This is a genomic window from Ruminococcus sp. B05 (assembly GCF_003628495.1).
Classification (GTDB): Bacteria; Bacillota; Clostridia; order Lachnospirales; family Lachnospiraceae; genus Schaedlerella; species Schaedlerella hominis.
The window spans coordinates 50,795-69,919 of sequence record NZ_RBZR01000008.1 but is presented as its reverse complement, the minus strand read 5'-3'; the positions used below and the strand labels follow the sequence as shown (position 1 = coordinate 69,919).

Below are 19,125 nucleotides of genomic sequence, written 5' to 3'. Positions count from 1 at the left end.
GGAGGAGCATATGATTGAATTAAAGAATGTAACGAAAGAGTACACGAAGGGAAATGCAGCTCTTAACGGTGTATCTGTTAAGATTGAACGTGGCGAGTTCGTTTTCATTGTAGGAGACAGCGGTTCAGGAAAATCAACACTGATTCGTCTGATCATGAAAGAACTTGATCCAACCAACGGTACAATTATTGTTAACGGACAGAATCTGAATCGTATGAAACATCGTAACATTGCAAAATACAGAAGAGGACTTGGAGTTGTCTTTCAGGATTTCCGTTTGTTAAAGGATCGTAATATCTACGAGAATATTGCCTTTGCATTGCGAGTTACTGAGACACCGACACGAGTGATCAAGAGAAAAGTACCGGCTGCATTATCACTGGTAGGCCTCGCACAGAAATATAAGTCCTATCCAAAAGAACTGTCAGGTGGAGAACAGCAGAGAGTTGCGATTGCAAGAGCGCTTGTAAATGAACCTGCAATTTTGTTAGCAGACGAGCCGACTGGTAACCTGGATCCGACAAACTCATGGGAGATTATGAGTTTGCTGAAAGAGGCTAACGAGCGTGGAACAACAGTACTTGTTGTTACACATAACCAGGAAATCGTAAACGAGATGAACGAACGAGTTATCACAATGAAACAAGGTGTGATCGTAAGTGATGAACAAAAAGGTGGGTATATAGATGAGGATTAGTACATTAGGATATGTTGGAAAACAAGGTGTGAAGAATATCGGAAGAAACAAGATGTTTTCAATTGCCGCTATTGCAACAATGTCGGCATGTATCTTCCTTTTCGGATTATTTGCATCAATTTTGCTGAACTTTCAGTATATTATTAAGACAGCTGAAGAAGGTGTAGCAATCACGGTTTTCTTTAACGAAGATGCAACAGAGGACCAGATTAGTAATATTGGTAAACAGCTTGAGAGCAGGGATGATGTTCTCGAAGTGAAATATGTATCGGCAGACGATGCATGGGACAAGTTTAAAGATGAATACTTCGCAGATAACAAGGAACTGGCAGATGGATTTAAAAGTGATAACCCGCTTGCAGGTTCAGATAACTATGAAGTATATATGAAAACAGTAGATGAGAAAGGACAAGATTTAATTGCAAAAAGTAAATCACTTGCGGCAACACAGAAAGAGTTGGTTGACTTTGCAAAAGGTCTGGATGGAGTTCGTAAGGTAAATAAGTCAGATGTTGTTGCGAATACACTTTCCAGTGTGAATGTGTTGGTAGCATATATATCTATTGCGATTATCCTGATTTTATTTGGAGTTTCTATTTTCCTGATCAGCAATACAGTTTCAATGGGTATTACAGTTCGTAAAGAAGAGATTGCAATTATGAAATATATCGGAGCAAAGGACTTCGTAGTTCGTTCTCCATTTGTAATTGAAGGTCTTATCATGGGAATTATCGGAGCTGTTATTCCATTAGGAATATTATACGTACTGTATGGAAAAGCAGTTTCATATATTCTAGCAAAATTTGCAATTTTAAATAATATTATTGAATTCCTTCCGGTAACAACAGTATATCGTTACTTATTACCAATCGGATTACTTTTAGGAGTAGGAATTGGATTTATCGGAAGTTATTTCACAGTGCGTAAGCATTTGAAAGTTTGATAAAAGTTACATAGAGTTTATGAAGGTGTACGATGCCATAGGTATCGTACACTAATAATATGGGTGAAAATATGAAAAGAAAAACAAAGCGCATAATAAGTGGAGCTGTGGCGTTGACTATGAGTATGGGGATGACTGTGAATGTTCAAGCGACAACCATTGAAGAAGCACAGAAGAAAGCAGATCAGCTACAGTCACAAAAAAACTCTACAGAGGCAGAAAAAAATTCTCTTACGGAACAACTGTCTGGAATTGTAGAGGATATGGAAAAAGCACAGGAAAAACTGACGGCTAAACAGTCAGAAATTGAGACAGCGGAGGCAGAATTGGTAAATGCCAAGGTTGACGAAAATAATCAGTATGATAGCATGAAAAAACGTATTAAATTCATGTATGAGAATGGTAATACGCAGTTAATTGAAATTTTGATTGAAAGTGAGAGTATCGGCGATTTTTTAAATAAAGCGGAATACATTTCACAAATTTCAAATTATGACAGGGATATGCTAAACCAGTTTCAGGCAATCGTAAAAGATGTTGAAGAAAAAGAAGCAGCATTACAGACAGAATATTCAGAATTGGAAGTATTGCAGAATGAGTTGATCAGTAAGCAAGAAGAAGTCCAGATAATGCTTGATAATACAAATGTGGAGCTTGCGGACCTGGAACAGCAGATTGGAGAGAATGCTTCTACGTTGAAAGCATTAATTGCTCAGGCAGAAGAAGAAAAGAGAAAACAGGAAGAAGCTGCGGCAGCCGCAGCAGCAGCCGCAGCAGCTGCACAAAAACCGGCTCAGAGTACAAATAGTAATTCAAATAGTGGTGGAAGTACTTATGTTCCGCCAAGTTCAAGTAATACAGTAGTGGGAAATGGGCAATTTGTAAATCCGTGTCCAGGTGCATATGTGTCAAGTACTTTTGGTTATCGTGATTTTGATGGAGCTTTTCACAAGGGACTTGACCTTGCGGCAAGTGAGGGAACACCGACATATGCAGCAGCATCGGGAACCGTAGTGATTGCAGGATGGAGTAATAGTGCAGGAAACTGGGTTGTTATTAATCATGGTAACGGTCTTGTTACAAAATATATGCATCACTCTGCATTATGCGTATCAGCAGGACAGACAGTGTCAGCAGGACAACAGATTGGATATGTAGGAAACACAGGTAATTCGTTTGGAGCTCATTTACATTTCCAGGTGGAATTAAATGGTTCAGCAGTAAATCCACAGAATTATCTGTAAAGAGGTATATGAATAATGAATCCATTAGAGGAAAAAACAGAACTAGAAGAGAAGATTGAACAAGAACAAAAGCGAGAAAAGAAAAAATTCTGGAAAGGGGTTCTTTGCGGAGCAGCAGTTACGTTATGTTTAGCTGTGGGAGTTGGAATTTTTTGTACGGCAATTGTATCAGGCATACATATATTTTCCTCATCAGAAAAAAAACAGGTAGAAAATAAACTTCAGATAATACAGGCAATTATTGATAAATATTATTTGTATGAAGATGAAGTTGATCAAGATGCGTTGGAACAGGGAATTTATGCTGGATATGTAAATGCATTGGGTGATAAATATACAGTGTATTACAATGAAGAAGAAACGGATGCTCTACAGGAAAGCGTAAGTGGAACGTATACGGGGATTGGAGCAGCTTTGTTGCAGAATACAACCAGTAATGAAGTTGTGATTTCTAAAGTATATAAAGATTCACCAGCAGAAGAGGCCGGATTAAAAGAAGGGGATGTAATTTACCAAGTAGATGATCATGCGATATCCGACCAGTCCCTTGATGAGGTGGTGAGCTGGATCCGAGGAAAAGAGGGTACAGATGTAACACTTCATGTTGTACGTGACGGACAACAACTGGAGCTTAAGGCAACAAGAAAACAACTTGAAACCCCGACAGTTGTATATGAAATGAAAGAGAATCAGGTCGGTTATATTGCGGTCAGTGAATTTGACGAAGTAACACTTTCACAGTTTGAGACTGCCTTGAACGATTTGGAAAGCCAGGGGATGGAAGGCTTGATCATTGATCTGAGAAGTAATCCGGGAGGAAATCTGGATACGGTAACAGATATGTTAAAATTGCTTCTTCCGAAAGGCACAATCGTATCTGTGAAAGACAGAGCGGGAAATGTAGAAGAGTATAAATCTGACGGAAGCCACGAATTTACAAAACCATTGGCTGTGCTTGTAAATCAATATAGTGCAAGTGCATCTGAGATATTTTCAGGAGCAATACAGGATTATGAAATTGGGGATATTGTCGGAGTTACAACATACGGAAAAGGAGTTGTTCAACAGATTCTTGATCTTGGCGATGGAACAGCTATGAAAATTACAATTGCAGAGTATTTTACACCGAAGGGACGCAGTATTAATAAGAAAGGCGTAACTCCGGATGTAGAAGTTGAATATAAGGCGGACGAAAATGATCCAACGGCTGATAATCAGTTGGACAAAGCAATGGAAGTAGTTGGGCAAAAAATGCAGAGTGATAAATAAGTAACAAAACAAATGTTACGAAAATGTTAAAAACTATTGCATAATCGCCACTGATGTATTATACTTATTAACGTATGATAAAGAAATTGAAAAAATTTCCCGAAATTGAAACGTTTACCGAAAACAGCTCGGAGAACAGTGGATTATAATTTCTGAAGGGTAATAAAAATATAAAATAAGGAATAGGTGGTAAGATGAAGTTTAAGAAGGTACAGGGCTTAATACTGGCAGTTGTTTTATCTTGTTCAATGGTAGCTACTCCGGTATTTGCAGCACCAAAGAGTGAAGAACAGTCTGCATTGGAAGCAGAGAAAGCTGAAAAACAGAGTGAAGTAAGTTCTTTGCAGGAGCAATTAAATTCATTGATGACAAAGATGAATGATCTTGAGACACAGTTGATTGAGAAAGGTCAGCAGATTTCTCAGGCAGAGGTGGAGCTGGAAGCAGCTCAGCAGAAAGAGCAGCAGCAGTATGAAGATCTGAAGCTCCGTATTAAATACATGTATGAAGAAGGCGATGGTTCAGCAATGGAACGCATCCTCTCATCAGGAAGTATTGCGGAAGTTTTGACTCAGGCTGAATATGTACAGAAAGTGCATTCATATGACAGAGCACAGTTACAAGAATATCAGAATACAGTACAGCAGGTAACGGACTTGAAGAGTGGTCTGGAAGAAGATCAGGCAAAGCTTCAGAATCTGGAAGGTGAATATCAGGCACAGTCTGAAGAACTGAATACAACAATTGAAAGCAAGAGTGCAGAGATTAGTAACCTTGACAGCATGATTCAGGAAGCAGCAAGAGTTGCATTGGAGAAGGCAGCAGCAGAGAAGGCAGCAGCTGAGCAGAAAGCCGCAGAAAAAGCAGCACAGAATAATGCAGCATCAAACACAACCGTTGCAAGTAATACTACAAACAATAGCGGAACAACAAATACAGGTGGAACAACAACTGTCACACCGACACCAGCACCAGCTCCAACACCGACACCAGTACCAACACCAGCACCAGCACCGGCAGCACCATCCGTTGATGGAGGTTCAGTTGTAAGCCGTGCATACAGCCAGCTTGGAGCCGCATATGTATGGGGAGCTTGCTCGCCGGGAGCATTTGACTGTTCCGGATTCGTAAGCTATTGTTTGACAGGCAGCTATACAAGACTCGGAACTACATATACATTCCTTGGATGGACACAGGTAAGTGATCCACAGCCAGGAGATGTTTGCGTTAACGCAAACCATTGTGGTATTTATATCGGTGGAGGACAGATGATCCATGCAGCAACAGAAGGCGTTGGTGTTATTGTGGGACCTGTTCAGGGTGGTATGATTTACGTTCGTTACTAAAGATAACCAATTATATAAAATACGAATGATAAAAGATTAAAAATAAGAAGAAATCCCTTGAAACGCAGAGTGTTTTAAGGGATTTTTTCTTGAAAAATCAGCTAATAGTAATAAGTGAAAAAAGCCTTGCAATTCATAAGTGTTTATGCTAAACTATTATCGTTGCGAAAAAACACGCATGCGGATTGCCCTTTCTGGTGCCTAATTTCACGAAATGTGAGATGGTCTTGGGGAATAAAGATAAACATGCGGAAGATTAAAACCAAATGGAGGAAAGTAACATGAGCGTTATTTCAATGAAACAGCTTTTAGAAGCAGGTGTTCATTTTGGACATCAGACAAGAAGATGGAACCCTAAGATGGCTCCATACATCTACACAGAGAGAAATGGTATCTATATCATCGACCTGCAGAAATCAGTAGGAATGGTTGACGATGCATATCAGGCAATTGCTGATATCGCAGCTAATGGTGGTACAGTACTTTTCGTAGGAACAAAGAAACAGGCTCAGGATGCTATTAAAACAGAAGCAGAGCGTTGTGGAATGTACTATGTAAATGAGAGATGGCTTGGAGGTATGCTTACAAACTTCAAGACAATCCAGAGCCGTATTAAGAGACTCAAAGACATCGAGACAATGGCAGAAGACGGAACATTCGATGTACTGCCAAAGAAAGAAGTTATTGAGTTGAAAAAAGAGTGGGCTAAACTTGAGAAAAACCTTGGCGGAATCAAAGAGATGAAGAGAATCCCAGACGCTATCTTTATCGTAGATCCTAAGAAAGAAAGAATCTGCGTACAGGAAGCACACACATTGGGAATTCCGTTGATCGGTATCGCTGATACAAACTGTGATCCAGAAGAACTGGATTACGTTATTCCAGGTAATGATGATGCAATCAGAGCTGTAAAACTGATCGTTTCTAAGATGGCTGATGCAGTTATCGAAGCAAACCAGGGAGCAGCAGAAGAAGCATATTATGAAGATGCTGAGGAAGCAGTAGCTGAAGAGGCTGTAGAAGAGTAAGATGACTCGAATGCTTCAGCCTGATTAATCAGGCTGAAGCATTTTTTCATTCCCAAATTGTTTCATATAGAAAAAATTTGCAAAAGTGGGTTTACTATATGGACAAACATATGTAATAATGGAAACTAAAGAATTAGTATTCCTTAAAAAGTATAAAAATGGAGGATAAGATCATGGCAATTACAGCAAGCATGGTAAAAGAATTAAGAGAGATGACAGGTGCAGGAATGATGGACTGCAAAAAAGCTCTTGGTGAGACAAATGGTGATATGGATGCAGCAGTAGAATACCTGAGAAAGAACGGACAGGCTAAAGCTGAGAAAAAAGCAGGAAGAATTGCAGCAGAAGGTATTGTTAAAACTGTAGTAAAAGATGATAAAGTAGCTTCTATCGTAGAAGTTAACTCTGAGACAGACTTCGTTGCTAAGAATGCTGATTTCCAGGCATTTGTTGAAGCAGTAGCTAATCAGGCAGCAGATACAGATGCAGCAGATATGGATGCATTTATGGCTGAGGCTTGGGAAGCTGATACAACAAAGACAGTAAAAGAAGCTCTTGTTGAGAAAATCGCTGTAATCGGAGAAAATCTGAACATCAGAAGATTTGAGAAAGTTGTAACAGACGGATGTGTAGTATCTTATATCCACGGTGGCGGACGTATTGGTGTTTTAGTTGAAGCTGATACAGATGTTATTAATGATGACATCAAAGCTTGCTTAAGAAACGTAGCAATGCAGGTTGCAGCTATGTCTCCAAAATATGTATCACGTGCAGAAGTATCTGAAGACTTCATGAACCACGAGAAAGAAATCCTTCTTGCTCAGGCTCAGAAAGAGAATCCAGAGAAACCAGCTAACATCATTGAGAAGATGATCATTGGACGTCTTAACAAAGAAATGAAAGAAATCTGCCTGCTTGACCAGGTATACGTTCAGGATAGTGATCTGACAGTTGCTAAATATGTAGAAAAAGTAGCTAAAGAGAACAATGCTAACGTAACAGTTAAGAAATTCGTTCGTTTCGAGACAGGTGAAGGTCTTGAGAAAAAAGTTGACGACTTCGCAGCAGAAGTTGCAGCTCAGGCTGGAATGTAAGCGTCTAGCACAAGCAAGGTAAATATAAAAAAGAACCCTCGACACAAGTTTACTTGTGAGCGAGGGTTCTTTTTTATATTTATCGTGCGACGCACGGATAGCGAGATGAAGTGAAACGGAATCGAGCTAAGAGTGCTTGTGCGGCTGTCTTGAGATGCTTTTTAATATATCGTGCGACGCACGGATAGCGAGATGAAGTGAAACGGAATCGAGCTAAGAGTGCTTGTGCGGCTGTCTTGAGGTGCTTTTTAATATATCGTGCGACGCACGGATAGCGAGATGAAGTGAAGCGGAATCGAGCTAAGAGTGCTTGTGCGGATGTCGTGAGGCACTTTTTATATTTATCGTGCGACGCACGGATAGCGACTACCAAAATTAATAAATATCACAAAAACATATTGACAAATACTTTTATAATGATATAATTTGATAGTCAAAATATTTTAAAACAAAAATAAATGACAGAAAGAAGTTGCTGTTCATAAATGAGCTAATCAGATGATTATGACCGGCAACAGGAAGAGGACTATGGTAGGAAGAATAAGTGGAACAGGTTCCTATATTCCAAAAGAAGTGTGGGATAACCAAGTGTTAACTCAATTGGTTGATACCAGTGATGAGTGGATACAGGAACGTACTGGTGTGGCAAGACGCCACATAGCAGGAAAAAATGAAACAACTGCATATATGGCAGCAGAAGCAGCAAAGAAGGCACTGGAAGATGCCAATGTCTCAGCGCAAGAGATTGACTTGATCTTGGTTGCAACAATTTCGCCAGGAAGGATTATGCCGAGTACATCATGTGAAGTACAGGCAATGATAGGGGCAAAACGCGCTACGTGTTTTGATCTGAATGCAGCATGTACAGGATTCTTATTTGCACTGAATACCGCGCAAGCTTACATCAAACAGGGAATTTATTCTAAAGTCTTGGTAATTGGTACAGAGAGCTTATCAAATCTGGTGAATTGGAAAGACAGGGGCACATGTATCTTGTTTGGCGATGGAGCTGGTGCAGTTGTGTTAGAGGCATCAGAAGAAGGAAGATACGCACAGTATTCACAGTCTATAGGATGTGATGGAGAAGTTTTAACGGTTGAATGTCGCAATCAAAAACAATATGAAAGTCAGTCTTGTGCAAAAGAAACATTTATCCAGATGGATGGACGTGAAGTATTCAAATTTGCGGTATCGAAAGTACCGGAGGCAATTGGAGAACTGTTAAAACAAGAAGAAAAAAATGTAGAGGATATTTCCCAATTTATCTTACATCAGGCCAATAGGCGGATTGTGCAATCTGTTTCAAAACGAATGAAAGTGGACATAAAATATTTCCCAACAAATATGGAAGAATATGGAAACACGTCATCGGCCAGTATCCCGATTCTATTAGATGAGTTGAATCGAAGCGGAAGACTAAAAAGAGGAACCTATCTTGTTCTTGCAGGATTTGGAGCAGGGCTGTCATATGGAGCAAGCCTGATCCAGTGGTAGTAGATAAATAAGACTATCAAATTTAAAACAAAATGGAAATAAAAAGGAGATTAAAATCATGATGGAAAGAATTAAAGAAATCGTAGCAGATTCATTAGGAGTAGATGTAGATTCATTGACAGCAGAGACAAGATTTAAAGAGGATTTGGAAGCAGATTCACTTGATCTGTTTGAAATGGTAATGGCAATCGAAGAAGAGTTCGACGTAAAAATCGAGACAGAAGAATTAGAAAATATTAAGACACTTGGAGATATCGAAAAAGAAGTAGAAAAATTGCAGGCATAGAAAATTTGATTGATGCAAAGTAAGAGCGCAGACATACGGGAGGCAATTAATTATATGAAAACGGAAGTTACCGAATTACTTGGAATTGAATATCCAATCATTCAAGGCGGAATGGCATGGGTGGCAGAATATCACCTTGCCGCAGCAGTATCTGAGGCAGGAGGACTTGGCATTATCGGTGCATCTAGTGCACCGGCAGACTGGGTACGCGAGCAGGTAAGAGAGGCAAAGAAACTGACAGATAAACCATTTGGAGTAAATATTATGTTGCTTAATCCAAATGCCGATGAAGTTGCAAAAGTAATCGTTGAAGAAGGCGTACAGGTTGTTACAACAGGTGCAGGAAATCCGGAAAAATATATGGAGATGTGGAAAGCAGCTGGTGTGAAGGTAATTCCGGTGGTTGCTTCCGTAGCGCAGGCAGTCCGTATGGAACGATGTGGAGCAGATGCTGTTGTTTGTGAAGGCTGTGAAGCAGGAGGGCATATCGGAGAATCTACAACGATGGTGCTTGTCCCACAAGTAGCAGATGCAGTTTCAATTCCGGTTATTGCCGCAGGTGGAATAGCAGACGGTCGTGGTGTAGCGGCAGCATTTATGCTCGGTGCGAAAGCTGTTCAGGTAGGAACTCATTTTGTTGTTACAGAAGAGTCACAGGTTCATGAAAATTATAAAGAGCGTATTCTGAAAGCGAAAGACATCGATACTAAGGTTACAGGAAGAACAACAGGTCATCCGGTGCGTGCACTTCGCAATCAGATGACAAGAGAATACTTAAAGAAAGAAGCAGCAGGAGCATCTTTTGAAGAGCTGGAATTAATGACACTGGGTGGTCTTAGAAAAGCTGTTGTTGAAGGAGATGTTACGACAGGAAGCGTAATGGCAGGTCAGAGCGCCGGTATGGTAAAAGAAAAAATGACTTGTGCACAGCTTATCCAAAAGTTAAACAATGAGGCAGAATATTTATTGAAAGGAACTAAAATCCATGAATAAACTTGCATTTATTTTCCCAGGCCAGGGAGCACAAAAAGTGGGCATGGGTAAAGATTTCTATGAAACATTTGATAACGTAAAAGAAATATTTGACAGTGCATGCGAATGGCTTGACCTGGATATAAAAACACTTTGCTTTGAGGAAAATGATAAGCTGGATCTGACAGAGTATTCGCAGCCTGCATTAGTAACCACTTGTCTGGCAATGGCAGATGTATTACGAAATAAAGGAATTGAACAGGATATTTCGGCAGGGTTAAGTCTTGGAGAGTATTGTGCTATTGCAACAGCTGGGGCAATCAGCGTGAAAGATGCGATTACGACTGTAAGAAAACGAGGAATCCTTATGGAACAGGCAGTTCCGGCGGGGCAAGGAGCAATGGCAGCGGTTCTTGGTATGACAGCGGAAGAAATTGATGAAGTAGTCGACGCAATTTCGGATGTTAGTGTAGCGAATTATAACTGTCCGGGACAAATTGTAATCACAGGAAAAAAAGAATCCGTAGAAGAAGCCGGCGAAAAATTGCAGGAAGCAGGAGCAAAAAGAGTAGTTCAGTTAAATGTAAGCGGACCATTTCATTCAGCAATGCTTGAAGAAGCGGGTGAGAAACTTGCGGATGTATTAGAAAAAGTGACAATTTCTGAATTGCAAATCCCATACGTTACAAATGTAACAGCAGAATTTGTAAAGGATCATCAGAAAATCAGAAGTCTTCTGGCAAAACAGATTTCATCACCTGTAAAATGGCAGCAAAGTGTAGAAGCGATGATAGCAGAAGGTGTGGATACTTTTATAGAAATCGGACCAGGAAAAACACTTGCAGGGTTTATGAGAAAAATTAATCGTAATGTAAAAGTATACAATGTACAGACAATAGAGGATATCGAGAAAGTCGTACAAGAATGTAGTAGAAAATAGAGAGGTTACAGACTATGTCAGAAAAGAAAATTGCAATTGTAACAGGAGCATCTAGAGGAATAGGAAAAGCAATTGCCCTAGAACTCGCAAGACAGGGTATTTTTGTTGTTATAAATTACAATGGTTCAAAAGAAAAAGCAGAGGAAGCGTTGAGAACAATCCAAAATGAGGGTGGAGATGGAGTGATTTATCAGTGTAATGTGGCTGATTTCGAGGCATGCAAGGCATTTATAGAGGATATTGTATCAACTTATGGAAGGATTGATATTCTTGTAAATAATGCAGGAATTACAAAAGACGGTCTGCTGATGCGTATGAGCGAAGCTGATTTTTCTGAGGTAGTCGATATCAATCTGAAAGGAACGTTCCACTGCATTCATCATGTGGCACGTCCAATGTTAAAGCAGAAATCAGGAAGGATCATCAATCTTGCATCGGTAGTTGCTTTACACGGAAATGCAGGCCAGGTAAATTATGCGGCATCAAAAGCAGGAATTATCGGCATGACAAAATCTGCGGCAAAAGAGCTTGCATCCAGACATATTACAGTTAATGCAATTGCACCGGGATTTATTCAGACAGATATGACAGCGGTACTTTCTGAAAAAGTAAAAGAATTAACGAAGACACAGATTCCAATGGGAACATTTGGACGACCGGAAGACGTAGCAAAGGCAGTAGCATTTCTGGCATCTGAGGAAGCCGGATATATTACAGGGCAAGTGCTGTGTGTAGATGGCGGAATGGCAATGTAGAAGAGTACGAACAATAGATGGAGGCATTATGAAAAGAAGAGTAGTAGTAACAGGGCTTGGTGCGATTACACCAATTGGAAATGATGTAGAATCTTTTTGGAGTGGCATCAAAGCAGGACATGTTGGAATCAGTGAAATCACACGATTTGATACAACAGATTACAAAGTAAAAATAGCTGCGGAAGTAAAAGATTTTTCGGGAAAAGATATCCTTGGATTTAGAACAGCAAAGAGAATGGAATTGTTCTCGCAATATGCAGTTGCAGCAGCAATGGAAGCTGTAAAAGATGCAGGTCTTGATATAGAAAAAGAAGATCCGTTTCGTGTCGGCGTGATCGTTGGCTCTGGAGTGGGAAGCCTGCAGGCAGCGGAAGCCGGAGTGGAGAAAATCCTGACAAAAGGACCATCGAGAGTGGATCCGTTAATCGTTCCTAAAATGATTACAAATATGGCAGCAGGAAATGTATCTATCGCTGTAGGTGCACGTGGAAAATGTACAAATGTGGCAACAGCATGTGCGACAGGTACACACTGCATTGGGGATGCATTTCGTGCAATCCAGTATGGCGATGCGGATGTGATGTTGGCAGGAGGAACAGAAAGTTCCATTTGTCCAATAGGAGTAGCTGGATTTACCAGCCTGACAGCATTGTCAGAAAGTAATGATCCACTGAGAGCATCGATTCCATTTGATAAAGACAGGGACGGATTTGTTATGGGTGAAGGTGCAGGAATTGTAGTTCTGGAGGAATTAGAGCATGCAGTTTCAAGAGGGGCACAAATTTTAGCAGAAGTTGTAGGATACGGTGCCACAGCAGATGCTTTCCATATTACATCACCGGCAGAAGATGGAAGCGGTGCAGCAAGGGCTATGGTGGATGCAATGAAAGAAGCAGATGTAAAACCGGAACAGATTGAATACATCAATGCACATGGTACAAGCACACATCATAATGATTTGTTTGAAACACGTGCAGTGAAGGCAGCTTTTGGCGATGCAGCATCAAATTTAAAAATCAATTCTACAAAGTCTATGATTGGCCATCTGCTTGGAGCAGCAGGAGCAGTAGAATTTATTGTCTGTGTAAAATCTATTTTAGATGGATTTATCCACCAGACAGTCGGAACGCAAGAAGTGGATGAGGAGCTTGATTTGAATTATATGGTTGGAGCACCGGCAGAACAGGAAATTACATATGCGATGAGTAATTCACTTGGATTTGGCGGGCATAATGGAAGTATATTGATTAAAAAATATGAAGCATAAAAATTCATTTCATATGGTGTATACAGAGTGATATGTAAGGGGATAAATATGGATTTTGAACAGATTATAGAATTAATAGATCATGTCTCTGCTTCGGAATTGTCTTCTTTTCATTATGAAAATGGAGACACAAAGATTTCAATGAAGGCAGGGAAAAAAGTTGTATTGGGGACAAATACAACAGAAAAAAATGTAGAACAGATTATTTTAAAAGATGACACAGTAACAACTATGCAGCAGGAAAAGAAAGTAGTACCAGAAGGAAAAATCATTAAATCTCCGTTGGTTGGAACATTCTATGCAGCCCCTGCCGAAGATGCACCTGCATTTGTAAGTGTTGGGGATACGGTAAAAAAAGGACAGGTCGTTGCGATTGTTGAGGCAATGAAGCTGATGAATGATATTGAAAGCGATTTTGATGGAAAAATAGTCGAAATTTATGTAGAAAATGGAGATGCGGTAGAATATGGACAGCCGTTATTTTGCGTTGAGTAGAGGTCTTGATAAATGGCAGATGGAGGAAATGTAGATGAATCATTTAGATGTAAAACAGATTGAGGAAATCATTCCTCATCGACATCCATTTTTATTAGTGGATTATATTGAAGATTATGTACCGGGGGAATATGCTGTCGGATATAAATGCGTAACATTTCGTGAAGATTTTTTTAAAGGACATTTTCCACAGCAGCCGGTAATGCCAGGTGTCTTGATCGTAGAAGCGCTGGCGCAGACCGGAGCAGTTGCAATTCTTTCGCAGGAAGAAAATAAAGGGAAGATTGCGTTCTTTGGAGGAATTGATAAATGCCGTTTTAAAAGAAAGGTCGTTCCAGGAGACAAGCTTCGTCTGGAAACAAAAATTATTAAACAAAAAGGACCGGTAGGTATTGGAGAAGCAATTGCGACTGTTGATGGAAAAGTTGCAGTAAAAGCAGAATTGACATTTATGATTGGATAAGGTGTTGAAGTATGATTCAGAAATTATTGATTGCCAACAGAGGAGAAATCGCGGTGCGTATTATTCGTGCATGCAGAGAAATGGGGATAGAGTCTGTAGCTGTTTATTCAGAGGCAGATCAGGAAAGCCTCCATACACAGCTGGCAGATGAAGCAGTCTGTATAGGACCGAGTGCTTCATCAGAGAGTTATTTAAATATGGAAAGTATTATCAGTGCGGCGATGGTGACAGGTGCAGATGCAATTCATCCTGGATTTGGATTTTTGTCTGAAAATGCAAAATTTGCTCAGTTGTGTGAACAATGTGGAATCACCTTTGTAGGGCCAAATTCTTCCGTAATCCAATGTCTCGGAAATAAGCAGGAAGCCAGAAACACAATGACAAGTGCAGGTGTGCCTGTCATTCCGGGAACAGATGAGTCTGTGCTGGATGTGGAAACAGGATTAAAAGAGGCAGAAAGAATCGGTTATCCGGTTATTATCAAAGCAGCTCTTGGAGGCGGCGGAAAAGGAATGCGTGTTGCATATTCAGGAAATGAATTTACAAAAGCATTTCAGACAGCACAAAAGGAAGCAAAGATGGCATTTGCAGATGAAACCATGTATATAGAGCATTTTGTAGAACATCCGCGACACATTGAATTTCAGATTCTGGCTGATTCAAAAGGAAATGTAATTCATCTTGGAGAGCGTGATTGTTCTATCCAAAGAAATCATCAGAAGATGATAGAAGAATCTCCTTCGGCAGCGGTTTCTGAAGAATTAAGACAGAAAATGGGAGAAGCAGCAGTGAAGGCAGCGAAAGCGGCTCATTATGAAAATGCCGGAACGATTGAATTCTTATTAGAGAAAAATGAAAAATTTTATTTTATGGAAATGAATACTCGTATACAAGTGGAACATCCGGTAACAGAGTGTGTGACAGGCTTGGATCTCATCAAAGAACAGATAAAAATCGCGTCAGGAGAACCACTTTCAATCACACAGAAAGATGTTAAAATCCAGGGACATGCAATTGAATGCAGAATCAATGCAGAAAATCCAATGAAACATTTTCGGCCTTCTCCGGGACAGATTACAGAGCTACATTTACCGGGAGGTCAGGGAATCCGTGTAGATACGGATATTTACAGTGGCTATCATATTTCACCATATTATGATTCCATGCTGGCAAAGTTAATTGTCTGCGGTAAAACGAGAGAAGATGCCATTGCGAAAATGCAGAGTGCTCTTGGCGAAGTTATTATAGAGGGAATTGATACAAATGTCGATTATCAGTTTGAGATACTACAAAATCCAGATTATCAGGCAGGTAATTTTGACATTGAATTTTTAAATACGCATGTAATTGCAGGAGTAAATATCAATGAAATTTAAGCATATGTTTAAAAGAACTGCTGTGAAAAATGATGCAGTAAATGAGAAGAAAACCAGATTTTCAGCACGAAAACCAGAAGTACCGGATGGTTTGATGAAAAAATGTAATGCTTGTAAAACCGCAGTATTTGTAGAAGAGGTTAAGCAAAATAATTATATTTGTCCACATTGCCAGAACTATTTCCGTATGCATGCATATCGTAGAATTCAAATGATTGCAGATCCGGATAGTTTTGAGGAATGGGATAAAGGATTGCAGACAAGAAATCCGTTACAGTTTAAAGGCTATGAAGAAAAGCTGGATAAATTAAAAGAAAAAACAGGCCTGGATGAGGCTGTTGTTACAGGTAAATTAAATATTAACGGAATACCTACAGTAGTTGCTGTATGTGACGGTCGTTTTATGATGGCGAGTATGGGAGAAGTTGTGGGAGAAAAGATCACACGCGCGGTTGAGAAAGCGACAGAAGAAAAACTTCCGATTATTATTTTTGCATGTTCAGGAGGCGCCAGAATGCAAGAGGGGATTGTATCTTTGATGCAGATGGCAAAGACCTCAGCTGCATTAAAACGTCATAGCGATGAAGGTCTTTTATACATCAGTGTCCTGACAGATCCTACGACGGGTGGAGTGACAGCAAGCTTTGCAATGCTTGGAGATATTATTTTAGCAGAACCAGGTGCTTTGATTGGTTTTGCCGGGCCGCGTGTGATTGAGCAGACAATTGGGCAAAAGCTGCCGGAAGGATTTCAACGTTCAGAGTTTTTATTAGAGCATGGATTTATTGATGCAATCGTAGAGAGAAAAGAAATGCGCTCTACTTTATCAAAAATTTTAGACATGCATATAACAAAAACAGAGGATAATACTGAATTTGTAGAAAATAAAGAGCAGATGCAGACGGCAGTGGAAAATGACTTAGAATGTCAGGATAAAATGAGTGCATGGGATCATGTGCAGCTTGCAAGAGATAAAAACAGACCGACAGGAAAAGATTATATTCAATTACTATTTTCAGATTTTATGGAAATGCATGGAGACAGATTGTATCGAGACGATCCGGCTGTAATAGGAGGAGTTGCAAAATTCTATGGAGAGCCGGTAACGATATTAGTTCAGGAAAAAGGGCATGGCACAAAAGAAAATATTGCACATCGTTTTGGAATGGTATCTCCGGAAGGATATAGAAAATCTCTTCGTTTAATGAAACAGGCTGAAAAATTTAACCGTCCGGTAATTTGTTTTGTTGATACACCAGGTGCGTTCTGTGGACTTGAAGCAGAAGAAAATGGACAAGGAGAAGCAATTGCCAGAAACTTATATGAATTGTCAGGATTGAAAGTTCCGGTATTATCTGTTGTGATTGGTGAAGGCGGAAGCGGTGGAGCTCTTGCATTTGCAGTCGCAGATGAAGTTTGGATGATGGAACATGCAATTTATTCCATTTTGTCACCGGAAGGCTTCGCTTCTATTTTGTGGAAGGACAGTAAACGAGCAAAAGAAGCGGCGGATGTGATGAAGATGACAGCACAGGATTTAAAAGATCTCGGAATTATTGAACAGATTATCCGAGAAGAAGAACCGCTCACCAGAGAAAATATGATGCAGCTTAAAGATAACATGAATGAGAAAATAAATTGTTTTCTGAAAAAATATAAAGCATTGTCAAAACAAGAATTGGTTCAACACCGATATAAACGATTCCGCAATATCTAAAAAATAGTGGTTTCCATCTTGTCAACGTGTTATACTATATTGGATTGGAGAAGATAAGACATATTAAAACAAAAGTGATGTGTTTGAAAAGAATATGTCTTAAACAATAGAAAAGACAGGAGAGAACGCTGTGGATAACCGAAAGATAATAAACGATGTTCTTGTACATTTATTTAATGAGATATTGCAGCTGGAAGAAGAGGCAATTATTACAGAAGAATATAAAGATATCACCAATAATGATATGCACATCATTGAGGCGGTTGGACTTGATGGAGGAAATATGTCCTCTATTGCGGCAAAGTTAAAAGTAACAGTTGGTTCCTTGACGACTTCTATGAACGGGCTTGTAAATAAAGGATATACTGAACGAAAACGAGGAGAGAAAGATCGTCGTGTCGTAAATATTTATCTGACTGAAAAGGGAAGAAAAGCATATCATCATCATGCAGAATATCATGAGCAGATGACAGATGCAGTGATGAGACAATTAAATGAAGAAGAGATAGGAGTTCTTGTTAAAACATTAAATGGACTCAGTGAATTTTTCTATCAATACGAACAAAAAGAGAAGCGGAATTAATCGCTTCTCTTTTTGCCTTAGAAAAATGTAATATAATGGTTAGATACAATCGTTTCTCTTAATATATCCAGGCTGTTCCGGTTTGCAAATTACTTCTTTTGCATGAATCAGTTTAGCGTACTTATCAATGATCAGATTTTCTGCATGCACATCTTCACCGATTGTTACATTTGGAAGTACAACACAGTTCTTTAATACAGCCCCTTTCTTAATATTACATCCACGTCCGATAATGCTGTTCTCAATATCTCCTTCAATAGTACATCCGTTTGAGATGATAGAAGAGCGGGCACTGGCTGTTTCTAAATATTTTGTTGGGCAAGAATCACTGGTTCTTGTATAAATTGGCCAATCCTCTTCGAAAAGAAGATTTCTTGTTTTTGCATCCAGTAAAGAGAGGTTTGCATCGAAATAACTCTTTAAGTCAGTAACAGCAGCAAAGTATCCACGATGTGAAATTCCACGTACATCAAATTCCTGGCAAGCATGATTAACTACCTGCGGAAGTGTATACAATGCAGAATGTGATGCCCCTTTCTTAAGTAAATCGATGAACAAATCTTTTCTCATAACATAAGTATCCATGAAAATATTGCGGTTCTTTGCAGTTGCACGATTCTTTTCAATAGAAAGGACACCTTTTTGTTTATTCAAATTTAAAATATCACAATTGAAAAAGCTCTCATTTGCATTATCTACTGTATGATAAAGCAATGTGATATCTGCTCCGGATTCAACATGTTTATTCATAAGATCATCAAAATCCTGTTTAAATATCATGTGGCTAGGAGCAATGATCACGTAGTCAAAAGGACTTTCTTCTATGTAAGATAAGTTATCTAAATATGTTGCAATATCAGTGTCATACAATGAATTCTTTCGTTCACCTTCAGAAAATAGTATATGAAGATTTCCACGTTTTGAATTGATATTATAATGACGACCTGTACCAAGGTGTTCTACTAAAGAACGTGGTTGTTTGTTAAGAAATACTTTGATTTGATCCATTCCACTGTTTGTCATATTTGAAAGTGGAAAATCAATCATTCTATATCTTCCTAAGAAAGAAAATGCTCCGATTGAACGGTAATCCTGAAGTCCTTCCACGTGAATCTGACTTCTGGAGAAGTTAATGATTCCTAATGCGTCACACATA

Annotated in this window: 19 protein-coding genes; 18 read left to right on the top strand and 1 reads right to left on the bottom strand. The window is 39.4% G+C overall.

The genetic code is table 11. The features are described 5' to 3' along the window. Nucleotides 1-10 precede the first annotated feature (10 nt). The 18 genes from ftsE to D8Q48_RS07875 all read left to right on the top strand — a co-directional run bounded on the left by ftsE (nucleotide 11) and on the right by D8Q48_RS07875 (nucleotide 17,969). Nucleotides 11-697, top strand: coding sequence for a cell division ATP-binding protein FtsE (gene ftsE / locus D8Q48_RS07960; RefSeq protein ID WP_117989373.1), 687 nt, complete (start codon nucleotides 11-13; stop codon nucleotides 695-697). Continuing rightward, nucleotides 687-1,640, top strand: a complete 954-nt coding sequence (gene ftsX, locus D8Q48_RS07955) for a permease-like cell division protein FtsX (RefSeq protein WP_121056151.1) — start codon at nucleotides 687-689, stop codon at nucleotides 1,638-1,640. Before ftsE ends, ftsX begins: the two co-directional genes overlap by 11 nt. A gap of 71 nt (nucleotides 1,641-1,711) precedes the next feature. Beyond that, nucleotides 1,712-2,884 carry a M23 family metallopeptidase gene (locus tag D8Q48_RS07950; RefSeq protein WP_117989445.1) on the top strand — a complete coding sequence of 391 codons (1,173 nt, stop codon included), beginning with the start codon at nucleotides 1,712-1,714 and terminating at the stop codon, nucleotides 2,882-2,884. A 15-nt stretch (nucleotides 2,885-2,899) separates the two neighbouring features. Continuing rightward, nucleotides 2,900-4,153: a S41 family peptidase gene (locus D8Q48_RS07945; protein ID WP_117989371.1), complete on the top strand. Its 1,254-nt coding sequence runs from the start codon at nucleotides 2,900-2,902 to the stop codon at nucleotides 4,151-4,153. Nucleotides 4,154-4,347: 194 nt separating this feature from the next. Then, nucleotides 4,348-5,499 (top strand): C40 family peptidase, encoded by a 1,152-nt coding sequence (locus D8Q48_RS07940; protein WP_117989370.1) that lies wholly within the window; start codon nucleotides 4,348-4,350, stop codon nucleotides 5,497-5,499. A gap of 281 nt (nucleotides 5,500-5,780) precedes the next feature. After that, the gene (rpsB, locus tag D8Q48_RS07935; RefSeq protein WP_117989369.1) at nucleotides 5,781-6,527 is read left to right on the top strand and encodes a 30S ribosomal protein S2; all 747 of its coding nucleotides are present in this window, start codon (nucleotides 5,781-5,783) and stop codon (nucleotides 6,525-6,527) included. Nucleotides 6,528-6,700: 173 nt separating this feature from the next. After that, nucleotides 6,701-7,621 carry a translation elongation factor Ts gene (gene tsf, locus D8Q48_RS07930; protein WP_117989368.1) on the top strand — a complete coding sequence of 307 codons (921 nt, stop codon included), beginning with the start codon at nucleotides 6,701-6,703 and terminating at the stop codon, nucleotides 7,619-7,621. 528 nt (nucleotides 7,622-8,149) lie between these two features. Further along, on the top strand, nucleotides 8,150-9,115 hold the full coding sequence (locus D8Q48_RS07925; RefSeq protein WP_117989367.1) for a beta-ketoacyl-ACP synthase III: 966 nt from the start codon (nucleotides 8,150-8,152) through the stop codon (nucleotides 9,113-9,115). A gap of 58 nt (nucleotides 9,116-9,173) precedes the next feature. Further along, nucleotides 9,174-9,401: an acyl carrier protein gene (gene acpP / locus D8Q48_RS07920; RefSeq protein ID WP_022075897.1), complete on the top strand. Its 228-nt coding sequence runs from the start codon at nucleotides 9,174-9,176 to the stop codon at nucleotides 9,399-9,401. 12 nt (nucleotides 9,402-9,413) lie between these two features. After that, nucleotides 9,414-10,394 carry an enoyl-[acyl-carrier-protein] reductase FabK gene (gene fabK / locus D8Q48_RS07915; RefSeq protein WP_117989366.1) on the top strand — a complete coding sequence of 327 codons (981 nt, stop codon included), beginning with the start codon at nucleotides 9,414-9,416 and terminating at the stop codon, nucleotides 10,392-10,394. Continuing rightward, the gene (gene fabD, locus D8Q48_RS07910) at nucleotides 10,387-11,313 is read left to right on the top strand and encodes an ACP S-malonyltransferase (RefSeq protein WP_121056149.1); all 927 of its coding nucleotides are present in this window, start codon (nucleotides 10,387-10,389) and stop codon (nucleotides 11,311-11,313) included. The genes fabK and fabD overlap by 8 nt, the downstream gene beginning before the upstream one ends. A 14-nt stretch (nucleotides 11,314-11,327) precedes the next feature. Further along, nucleotides 11,328-12,068 carry a 3-oxoacyl-[acyl-carrier-protein] reductase gene (gene fabG, locus D8Q48_RS07905; protein WP_117989364.1) on the top strand — a complete coding sequence of 247 codons (741 nt, stop codon included), beginning with the start codon at nucleotides 11,328-11,330 and terminating at the stop codon, nucleotides 12,066-12,068. 28 nt (nucleotides 12,069-12,096) lie between these two features. Continuing rightward, a complete protein-coding gene (fabF, locus tag D8Q48_RS07900) occupies nucleotides 12,097-13,335 on the top strand; it encodes a beta-ketoacyl-ACP synthase II (RefSeq protein ID WP_117989363.1) in 1,239 nt (412 codons plus the stop codon). A 48-nt stretch (nucleotides 13,336-13,383) separates the two neighbouring features. Next, nucleotides 13,384-13,830, top strand: coding sequence for an acetyl-CoA carboxylase biotin carboxyl carrier protein (accB, locus tag D8Q48_RS07895; RefSeq protein ID WP_121056147.1), 447 nt, complete (start codon nucleotides 13,384-13,386; stop codon nucleotides 13,828-13,830). Between the two features lie 34 nt (nucleotides 13,831-13,864). Next, on the top strand, nucleotides 13,865-14,293 hold the full coding sequence (gene fabZ, locus D8Q48_RS07890) for a 3-hydroxyacyl-ACP dehydratase FabZ (protein WP_022075903.1): 429 nt from the start codon (nucleotides 13,865-13,867) through the stop codon (nucleotides 14,291-14,293). A gap of 11 nt (nucleotides 14,294-14,304) precedes the next feature. Continuing rightward, nucleotides 14,305-15,669, top strand: coding sequence for an acetyl-CoA carboxylase biotin carboxylase subunit (locus D8Q48_RS07885; protein ID WP_121056145.1), 1,365 nt, complete (start codon nucleotides 14,305-14,307; stop codon nucleotides 15,667-15,669). Continuing rightward, the gene (accD, locus tag D8Q48_RS07880) at nucleotides 15,659-17,386 is read left to right on the top strand and encodes an acetyl-CoA carboxylase, carboxyltransferase subunit beta (protein WP_121056143.1); all 1,728 of its coding nucleotides are present in this window, start codon (nucleotides 15,659-15,661) and stop codon (nucleotides 17,384-17,386) included. The genes D8Q48_RS07885 and accD overlap by 11 nt, the downstream gene beginning before the upstream one ends. A gap of 130 nt (nucleotides 17,387-17,516) precedes the next feature. Next, nucleotides 17,517-17,969: a winged helix DNA-binding protein gene (locus D8Q48_RS07875; protein WP_022075906.1), complete on the top strand. Its 453-nt coding sequence runs from the start codon at nucleotides 17,517-17,519 to the stop codon at nucleotides 17,967-17,969. A 39-nt stretch (nucleotides 17,970-18,008) separates the two neighbouring features. Here the strand turns inward: D8Q48_RS07875 and glgD are convergent, their stop codons facing one another. After that, a complete protein-coding gene (gene glgD, locus D8Q48_RS07870; protein WP_117989359.1) occupies nucleotides 18,009-19,124 on the bottom strand; it encodes a glucose-1-phosphate adenylyltransferase subunit GlgD in 1,116 nt (371 codons plus the stop codon). Nucleotide 19,125 lies beyond the last annotated feature (1 nt).

What these genes read in the sequence shown, in the direction of transcription:
- ftsE (WP_117989373.1), top strand. Translation starts at nt 11, where the DNA reads ATGATTGAATTAAAGAATGTAACGAAAGAGTACACGAAGGGAAATGCA.
- ftsX (WP_121056151.1), top strand. Translation starts at nt 687, where the DNA reads ATGAGGATTAGTACATTAGGATATGTTGGAAAACAAGGTGTGAAGAAT.
- D8Q48_RS07950 (WP_117989445.1), top strand. Translation starts at nt 1,712, where the DNA reads ATGAAAAGAAAAACAAAGCGCATAATAAGTGGAGCTGTGGCGTTGACT.
- D8Q48_RS07945 (WP_117989371.1), top strand. Translation starts at nt 2,900, where the DNA reads ATGAATCCATTAGAGGAAAAAACAGAACTAGAAGAGAAGATTGAACAA.
- D8Q48_RS07940 (WP_117989370.1), top strand. Translation starts at nt 4,348, where the DNA reads ATGAAGTTTAAGAAGGTACAGGGCTTAATACTGGCAGTTGTTTTATCT.
- rpsB (WP_117989369.1), top strand. Translation starts at nt 5,781, where the DNA reads ATGAGCGTTATTTCAATGAAACAGCTTTTAGAAGCAGGTGTTCATTTT.
- tsf (WP_117989368.1), top strand. Translation starts at nt 6,701, where the DNA reads ATGGCAATTACAGCAAGCATGGTAAAAGAATTAAGAGAGATGACAGGT.
- D8Q48_RS07925 (WP_117989367.1), top strand. Translation starts at nt 8,150, where the DNA reads ATGGTAGGAAGAATAAGTGGAACAGGTTCCTATATTCCAAAAGAAGTG.
- acpP (WP_022075897.1), top strand. Translation starts at nt 9,174, where the DNA reads ATGATGGAAAGAATTAAAGAAATCGTAGCAGATTCATTAGGAGTAGAT.
- fabK (WP_117989366.1), top strand. Translation starts at nt 9,414, where the DNA reads ATGCAAAGTAAGAGCGCAGACATACGGGAGGCAATTAATTATATGAAA.
- fabD (WP_121056149.1), top strand. Translation starts at nt 10,387, where the DNA reads ATGAATAAACTTGCATTTATTTTCCCAGGCCAGGGAGCACAAAAAGTG.
- fabG (WP_117989364.1), top strand. Translation starts at nt 11,328, where the DNA reads ATGTCAGAAAAGAAAATTGCAATTGTAACAGGAGCATCTAGAGGAATA.
- fabF (WP_117989363.1), top strand. Translation starts at nt 12,097, where the DNA reads ATGAAAAGAAGAGTAGTAGTAACAGGGCTTGGTGCGATTACACCAATT.
- accB (WP_121056147.1), top strand. Translation starts at nt 13,384, where the DNA reads ATGGATTTTGAACAGATTATAGAATTAATAGATCATGTCTCTGCTTCG.
- fabZ (WP_022075903.1), top strand. Translation starts at nt 13,865, where the DNA reads ATGAATCATTTAGATGTAAAACAGATTGAGGAAATCATTCCTCATCGA.
- D8Q48_RS07885 (WP_121056145.1), top strand. Translation starts at nt 14,305, where the DNA reads ATGATTCAGAAATTATTGATTGCCAACAGAGGAGAAATCGCGGTGCGT.
- accD (WP_121056143.1), top strand. Translation starts at nt 15,659, where the DNA reads ATGAAATTTAAGCATATGTTTAAAAGAACTGCTGTGAAAAATGATGCA.
- glgD (WP_117989359.1), bottom strand. Translation starts at nt 19,124, where the DNA reads ATGTGTGACGCATTAGGAATCATTAACTTCTCCAGAAGTCAGATTCAC.